A 7,787-nucleotide genomic window follows, 5' to 3' on the forward strand; every position below is an offset into this window, starting at 1 on the left:
CTCCGATTAATATGCCTGTAGAGCTATTAATAATATAATCATATACCAATAAGTATCGTGGAGGGATGGTAGAGATTAATACATATATGGAGGAATCTGATATACGTATTGATAAGTTTCTAAAATGCTTATTAGCTTTTGATATCTACCGGTCGTATGGCTAATAAGCTCTTTTGGAGGTAAAGGGATGAATAGAAATGTTGTTTTTAAAAACAAGTATTATACTCATTTGGATATTAAAAAAGATTATGTAAAATATGAAAATATGATTAAAAATACTAACTGGATACAAAAACATGGATTTTATCCGTTTATACATTATGAAATTATATTTAACAAATATGTTTATGATAAAGATACTGGAATAAAGGAAAAACGAGAAAAGAAACGAGATATTTTTTATTCATCACATATTGATAGATTTATTTACCAATATTATGGACAAATACTTAACGAATGCTATGACAAAATTTCTATTAATAGAGGTATTAATAAAGTAGCCACTGCATATAGAAATAACCTTAAGGGCAGATGCAATATACATTTTTCAAAGGAAGCGTTAGAATTAATATGTAAATGCAAAAGTGCATTTATATTTGTTGGTGATTTTTCAGGTTTTTTTGATAACTTAGATCATAACTATCTTAAGGAAAAATTAATGCAAGTATTGGATGTTAAAAGATTACCAATAGAGCATTTCTGCATTTATAAAAATATAACACAATATACATATATAGAGCGAGATGATATTGAAAAAGACAAAAATAAAAAAATAAAAGAAATGATAAAAGACCCTAAATATTTTACAACTGAAGAATTTAGAAAATTTAAAAAACTATATCTAAAAAAGAATAAAAATAATTATGGAATACCTCAAGGATCTGCTATAAGTTCAATTTATTCTAATGTTTATATGCTAGATTTTGATAAGCAAGTTAATGATTATGTAACAAGTAAAAGAGGCTTGTATAGAAGATATTGCGATGATCTAATTATAGTTATTCCAATTCAAGATTCAGAGATTACAAGTAAAAAATACAATGAATACATTAATGAGATAAATAGAATTGCTAAAAGTATACCAAGATTAGATTTAAATCCAAGTAAAACAGAGCAATTTATATATGATAGTCAGGGAAATGATAAGCTTATTAATCTAAATACCAATAAAAATATATTAAATTATCTAGGGTTTAGTTTTGATGGACAAGTAGTGAAAATAAGAGAGAAAAGCTTATTTAAATATTATTGTAGAGCTTATAAGAAAGCAAGAACTGTTAAGAAATATAACGGCAGTAAATACGAATTTACTTTAAAAAGAAAATTATATAAACTATATACTCATTTAGGTGATTATAAGTATAGTAAAGAATATGGAAATTTTATTACATATGCAAGACGATCGGAAGAAATATTTAATGAAAGTAATATTTTAAAAAATGAAATTCACAATCAAGTAAAAAAGCATTGGGCTAAAATAAATAACAAGATGAAAGAATAGATAAGATGTAATTTTAAGATTGATATAAAAATCTATTAAATTTAAATAAGCTAGGCCATTGGCCTAGCTTTAATCAAACATACAATTAATCTTCTCATATTCCTTCTTATTCTTATCTTTATTAATTTCAGCATAAACTAGCATAGTCATCTTTATATCAGTATGGCCTACCCAATCCATAACAGTTCTTGGATTAATGTCCCTGCTTAAGCAATTTGTTATAAAGATATGTCTTAGACTATGATAGTGTATATCTGACTTAATGCCAGCCTTCTTTAATGCAATTTTTAAATGCCTATTAGGCTTTTTGTTATCTATATAATCACCATTTTCTTTACAGAAGATAAGACTATTATCTATATATAATTCACCATATTTTAATTTGTGCTCCATGTTCTTTTTTATAAGCCCTTTAATTATAGGTTTGAGCATACCTGGAAGAGGTACTTCTCTTATACTAGTTCTGGTCTTTGGAATAGTAACCTTATTTGCATAGATTTTTTTGCCTTCTTTATCCCTTTCACCAGTCCAAACATATTTCACAGACTTTTTTATTTTAACGTTCATATGATTGAAGTCAAAGTCTTTTACTTGTAATGCCATAGCTTCTCCAAGTCTAACTCCACACATTAAGCCCATTAATATTATTCCTTCAAGTGGATCGCCTTCAAGAGCAGATATAAAGCGCTTTTGGTCATCTTCTGAAATATAATTTTCTTTTTCTTCGACAACATTATGGTTTTTAGGGTATATCAGTCCCTCTACAGGATTATATTTGATTTTATTAATAGATTTTGCATATCTGAAACAATTACCTAAACAGCTATTCATTGTTTTAACTTGTGATAAAGTATGTTTTTTTAATAGTGCGGTAGTAATTTTTTGTAAAGCTAAAGTATCTATATCAGTTAACTTAGCATCATTAAGGCCTTTATTAGGCTTTATATAGTTTCTATAAATGCCTTCCCATTTTTCAAAAGTCGAATCCTTTAACGATGGTCTTTTAATATTCCATAACCAATCATAATAAAAGTTTCCTAAAGTTGAATTATCACTATTTTCCACGTAATTTTCTTCAAATTCTTTTAACTTGGCCTTAGCTTCTTTTTGAGTTTTACCATATATATATTTTCTCTTTAATTTTCCTGTTAAAGGATCATATCCTACAGATACAGCTATACTCCAATACTTTCTACCGTTTTTAGTTACCCATCCTGAAGAACCATCTCCATTTGATCTTTTTGCCATAGTTTTTTCACCTACTTGAAAATAAAAATTAAATAAAAATTAGGATGATAGCTTTTGAAACTAAAATCCTATAATGCTATTTTGTGCATGTTGTTACAAATCTATTCTTTTCATATTTTTTTGATTGGCCAGGAATCATTTTTTCCATTTCATTAAGAGAATCTCTTTCATATGCTTTTAATGTTACAAGTCTATAAAATAAAACTGATAGCTCTTCCATATCCTCTTCACTAATATGATCTGATTCACTGAAAGGACATATAGACAAAATAAATTTAAAATATTCATGAGGACTCATTCTAGATGTTTTTCTATTAAACAAATCAAAAAAATATTTTTTATCTAGTTCATCCATTTCTTGTTCAAAAAAAACACGCTTTTCTTCAACAGCCAAAATATTATTTTCAACATCTTTGTCTATAGCATTTAAAATTCCTAATTTATTTGAATAATGTGTATTATCACTATCTTCTAATAAATCAGAAATATATAAATTTAAATTATGTGCTATTATTTCTAAAGTTGATATTGTTGGAGTTCTTTTGCCATTTTCATAATTATAAATGGCATTTCTAGATAATTCACATTTATTAGCCAATTCTTCTTGAGATAAATTCAGTTTAGTTCTATGTAATTTAATTTTTTCTCCTAGGGTCATAATTATCACTCCTCAGAAATATTTTACAAATATTTCATACAAATGTAAACAATAAAATGTAAATATATTTAAAATTATGTTGACTTCATACAAATGAATACATATAATTTAAATATGGAAAATTCATACAAATGTGTGAAGGGGTGGAAAAATGAATGTAGATGTAAACAAAATAAAAATTGCTCAGGCAAATGAATGCTTATCAGTTAATGAGCTGGTTGAAAAAACTGGACTTGGAAGAGCTACAGTTTCAAAAATTATTAATGGGGGATGTACCACGCCATCACTTAAAAGCATCGGCCTAATAGCTAAAGCTTTAAATGTTGATGTCAAGGATATATTGTTAGACGAAGAATAACATTATAAAAGTACTAAAGTATTCTATTAACGGAAGTAAAAATTAAGTTGATCTGATTGATAGTTAATATTTTTATGTATTTAAAATGGTAGCATTGTAATCACATAACTTAACGAGAAATAATTACTTAATATATTAGCTGGAGGGGTAGCAATGGATATTGAGGAGTATAGAGAAAAGATCAAAAAGAAAACAATAAATACTAAAGAATTAGCAAAAATACTAGATGTTTCAGAGGCAAAAGCAAGAAGAATAACTCATATAGAAGGAGCGCCAGTAATTAAAATAGGCAGAGATATTAGAATAATACTTTCAAAATTAGATGAATTTTTGGAAGATCATATTGGAGAAGTTTTATAGAAAGAAGGGGTTTTAAATGATAAGAAAATTTGAAGGATTAACAGCTAATGATTTAATTGAAATACTAGAAAACTATCCAAGGAATACAAAGGTTTGTACTGAAATGTTAGGGGAATGTTTTCCGGTAAAGCAAGTTGAAGAGTGTATTTATTATGACTGGGAGAAAGGGAAAAAGACAGAAGAGCATAAAGGAATTTTGATTAAGTAAATGAAAAAAGTTACAAGTTACCAAGGAATATTTATTGGATATATTTTATAAAAATAATTTATTTTTTATTAATGAGGATAATAATAATGAATTTTAAGGTTCTTAGATACTATGTATTTACATGTGAATTAATAGGGGTCACTCCATCTTTTAAGGGTCTTAAACAGTTTGAAATATTCTATATGTGGGAGTGGAGCAATTATGGGGGATGTTAAATGGGTAAAATTTGAGGTTGGTATGTATGACGATACTAAACTTAAGATATTGGATGATATGGAAAATAGGGATTTATATCATTATGTTTGGACAAGATCTCTTGTTTTAGCTGGAAAAATTAATCGTGGAGGATATTTATACATTACAGATAATATGCCATATACAATTAAGACTTTGGCTATAGAATTTAACAGAAGTGTAGATGAAATAAAAGCAGCTTATAAAATGCTAAGAAAATTAGAAATGATAGAACTCACAGAGGATAAGGCTTTTAGAATTAAAAACTGGGAGAAACATCAAAATGTTGAGGGAATGGAGAGAGCTAGACAATTAAGTAATAATCGAGTTGCAAAGTGTAGAGCTAAAAAGAAAGAACTTAATGAAAAGAATAAAGAAAATGAAATTAATAATGATGTATCAGTAATAATTGAAGAGAATACAGAAAATAGCAGTGAAAAAATTAATAATGCAGATATTCAAGAAGATTCAAATACAAGTAATGTTACCGAAAATATTACTTGTAACAAAACAAATGATAAGAGTAGCGTTACATGTAATGGTGATAGTTCTTATTGTAACGTTACTGTAATGGAACAGAATAAGAAAGAGAATAAGACTAAGAAGGAGAAAAAGAAAGAGAGTAAGAGTGATATTAAAAATACTCATGAAGATGATAATAGTTTAAGTGATTTATCAAAGGCTAAGGAAACAAGTGGAAATAAAGAGGTCGCAATTTCTAGTAATTTTAGTACTGATGAAAGCAAAGAAGATTTTAAAAATGACAAGGTCCCTGAAAAAAATAAAGCTTGTGATTTTGAAAATGATAACAGCAATAATCAAAATGCAACTGACCTTTTAAAGCATTATGAAAATATAACAGGAATTTTAGGAGGGCTTAATATAGGACTTCTTAAACTGGCTGTTGAAATGCATGGATATAAAAATGTGAAAATGGCTATTAATAAAGCTTTAGAGGTTAATAAAGCTAATATGACTTACATTAATGGAATACTGAAAAACTGGAAAAGAGAAGGGTATCCAGAAGATGATATGGAGGTAAAGATAAATGGGTTTAGAAGCACTGGAAAGAGTAACACAGCAGATAAAAATGAATTTGCAGGATTCAAGCCAAAAGAACCAAGAAAACTTACAGAAGCTGAAAGAAAGAGTATTGAAGCAAAACTCATATAAATGCAGTAAGTGCTGTGACACAGGGTGGATTTTAATACCACAGGAGCATATGCAGCCATTTGCTGTTACCTGCGAATGTAGAAAAATAGAAAAATTAAAAAATGAGTGGAAGTATTCTGGAATAAATGTTGAGCAAAGCAAATATACCTTTTCAAATTTTCAGGTGTGGAATGAAGCATCATCTAGAATAAAGGATACTGCAGCAGCCTATTGCACTGATTTTGACGATATTAGAGAAAAGAGAAAAAACAGTCTTTTATTATGCGGACAAGTTGGCAGTGGCAAAAGTCACATAAGCGTTGCAGTTGCATTAAACTTTTTAAAACAAAAGATTAAAGTAGTGTACATGCCTTACAGAGATGTAATAACAGAAATAAAGCAGAATATGATTGATTATGAGTATTATAAGAAAGCAATTTCAAAGTATCAATTATGCGAGGTCCTTTTAATTGATGACCTCTTCAAGGGGAAAATCAATGAGAGCGATATAAATGTGATGTTTGAAATAATAAATTATAGATACTTGAATTTTCTGCCTATAATAGTGAGTAGCGAATTTTCTATTGATAAACTCCTGAACTTTGATGAAGGGGTGGGATCTCGCATATACGAAATGAGTAAGGATTATGTGGTTGAAATTGAGAAAGATATAAGGAATAATTATAGGCTTAAATGAAACAACAAGTAATATAAGTGTACTGTTTTTCCTTAGAAATATATATGTATTTTTTGAGAATGAAGAAAATTAAAATATGAGAGGAAATTGTTAAAATGAAAACATTAGGAATTGTAAGAAATCTTGATAATGTGGGAAGAGTCGTAATACCAAAAGAAATAAGAAATATAATGGGAATTAATGAAGGAGATCCTTTGGAAATAATACAAGTTAATAATGAAATATTAGTTAGGAAGTATAAAAAAGGATGCGTATTTTGTGCAAGTAATGAGATGCTAAGTGAATTTATGGGCGTGCCTGTTTGCGATGAATGCAAAAAAGCTTTAAACTGAGAGTAAAAGGAGGAATTAAAAATGACAGAGCTAGGTAGAATCATAAAAGATGAAGGTAAAAAGGAAAAAGCTATAGAAACAGCTAAAATTGCAATACAAAAAGGAATGGATAATGAAACAATTAAAGATCTGACAGGATTAAAAATTGAAGAAATAGATTTAATCAGGCAGGTTTTAAACCAAGAGTAGGTGTTTTATAGCTCTGACAATTTATTTTATGTTCACATAAAAATAGAAGCTCATCTATTTAAAGGTAAGCTTCTATAATTTCGCATAAATTTAATCTATGCAAAATTTATGATATGTTTTATTCGATATAAATTTACAGAACTTAAAGAAAATATTATTTGAAAGCTTATGAAGGAATTATCAATAACAATTAATAAAAGCTTTCGATAAACTATTGCACTTAATTCTGTAAAATAAATTAAGTATTAATATAAAGTTAGGAGGGGAATTTATTATGGATAAGCTTCCAGATAAAATAATTGATATAGACATCATAAGAGCAAACTACAATTTCAAGAAAAAATGTACATGTTCAAAAAGAAGCTTTGTGCTAGATCCAGCTAATAGAGAAGTTCATTGTAGACAATGTGGCCAAATAGTAGAGCCATTTGAAGCTCTCATGGACTTATGTAATCACTATGAAAGAATTAATGAACAATTGAAATCATCCCTAGAGCAAAAAAGACAGCTTGATAATTATAAGCCACACCTCAAGGTTATAAAACATTTGGAAGAAAACTACCGAGGGAAAAATAAAATGATACCATATTGTCCGGTATGTGGAGAGCCTTTCTATTTAGAAGAACTTATTTCATGGAGTGGATGGGAATTTGGAGCGGCACTGATTGAGCAGAGGAAAAATCAAAAAAATAATGATAAAAGTAATAAATAAGCTATTTATCATGATATTTGAAAAAATGAAAATAGAAGATTATCCTTTATTGGACAACCTTCTATATTGCAGATATTAGGCTATTTCAAACTTAGTAACTTGTCTTTGAGCAACTTGAGCACCAGATTTCTTAGCTAA

General features: G+C 28.0%; 10 protein-coding genes and 1 pseudogene. 9 read left to right on the forward strand and 2 right to left on the reverse strand.

Features of this window, described 5'->3' with window-relative positions:
- Positions 1-187: 187 nt before the first annotated feature.
- Positions 188-1,501 (forward strand): reverse transcriptase/maturase family protein, encoded by a 1,314-nt coding sequence (locus COL3_RS24360; protein WP_008422366.1) that lies wholly within the window; start codon positions 188-190, stop codon positions 1,499-1,501.
- A gap of 69 nt (positions 1,502-1,570) precedes the next feature.
- On the opposite strand, the gene COL3_RS24365 is transcribed toward COL3_RS24360, so the two are convergent.
- Both COL3_RS24365 and COL3_RS24370 read right to left on the reverse strand, forming a co-directional pair.
- Positions 1,571-2,749 (reverse strand): site-specific integrase, encoded by a 1,179-nt coding sequence (locus COL3_RS24365; RefSeq protein WP_008422367.1) that lies wholly within the window; start codon positions 2,747-2,749, stop codon positions 1,571-1,573.
- Between the two features lie 76 nt (positions 2,750-2,825).
- Positions 2,826-3,407 (reverse strand): helix-turn-helix transcriptional regulator, encoded by a 582-nt coding sequence (locus COL3_RS24370; RefSeq protein ID WP_008422369.1) that lies wholly within the window; start codon positions 3,405-3,407, stop codon positions 2,826-2,828.
- Between the two features lie 151 nt (positions 3,408-3,558).
- Between COL3_RS24370 and COL3_RS24375 the strand changes: the two genes are divergently transcribed.
- The 8 genes and pseudogenes from COL3_RS24375 (at position 3,559) to COL3_RS24410 (ending at position 7,649) form a co-directional block, all read left to right on the forward strand.
- Positions 3,559-3,765: a helix-turn-helix transcriptional regulator gene (locus COL3_RS24375; protein ID WP_008422371.1), complete on the forward strand. Its 207-nt coding sequence runs from the start codon at positions 3,559-3,561 to the stop codon at positions 3,763-3,765.
- Positions 3,766-3,918: 153 nt separating this feature from the next.
- Entirely contained in the window at positions 3,919-4,125 is a 207-nt protein-coding gene (locus COL3_RS24380; protein WP_008422373.1) for a helix-turn-helix domain-containing protein, read from the forward strand.
- Positions 4,126-4,141: 16 nt separating this feature from the next.
- Positions 4,142-4,333 carry a hypothetical protein gene (locus COL3_RS24385; protein WP_008422374.1) on the forward strand — a complete coding sequence of 64 codons (192 nt, stop codon included), beginning with the start codon at positions 4,142-4,144 and terminating at the stop codon, positions 4,331-4,333.
- A gap of 201 nt (positions 4,334-4,534) precedes the next feature.
- On the forward strand, positions 4,535-5,740 hold the full coding sequence (locus tag COL3_RS24390) for a phage replisome organizer N-terminal domain-containing protein (RefSeq protein ID WP_008422379.1): 1,206 nt from the start codon (positions 4,535-4,537) through the stop codon (positions 5,738-5,740).
- Between the two features lie 49 nt (positions 5,741-5,789).
- Positions 5,790-6,416 (forward strand): ATP-binding protein, encoded by a 627-nt coding sequence (locus COL3_RS24395; RefSeq protein ID WP_008422381.1) that lies wholly within the window; start codon positions 5,790-5,792, stop codon positions 6,414-6,416.
- 95 nt (positions 6,417-6,511) lie between these two features.
- Entirely contained in the window at positions 6,512-6,748 is a 237-nt protein-coding gene (locus COL3_RS24400) for an AbrB/MazE/SpoVT family DNA-binding domain-containing protein (protein ID WP_008422383.1), read from the forward strand.
- Positions 6,749-6,754: 6 nt separating this feature from the next.
- A pseudogene (locus COL3_RS24405) lies at positions 6,755-6,937 on the forward strand (hypothetical protein); the annotation flags it as partial.
- Positions 6,938-7,211: 274 nt separating this feature from the next.
- The gene (locus COL3_RS24410; RefSeq protein WP_008422387.1) at positions 7,212-7,649 is read left to right on the forward strand and encodes a hypothetical protein; all 438 of its coding nucleotides are present in this window, start codon (positions 7,212-7,214) and stop codon (positions 7,647-7,649) included.
- Positions 7,650-7,787: the final 138 nt, after the last annotated feature.

It is taken from the genome of Clostridium sp. LS (genome assembly GCF_002760435.1).
Lineage (GTDB): Bacteria > Bacillota > Clostridia > Clostridiales > Clostridiaceae > Clostridium.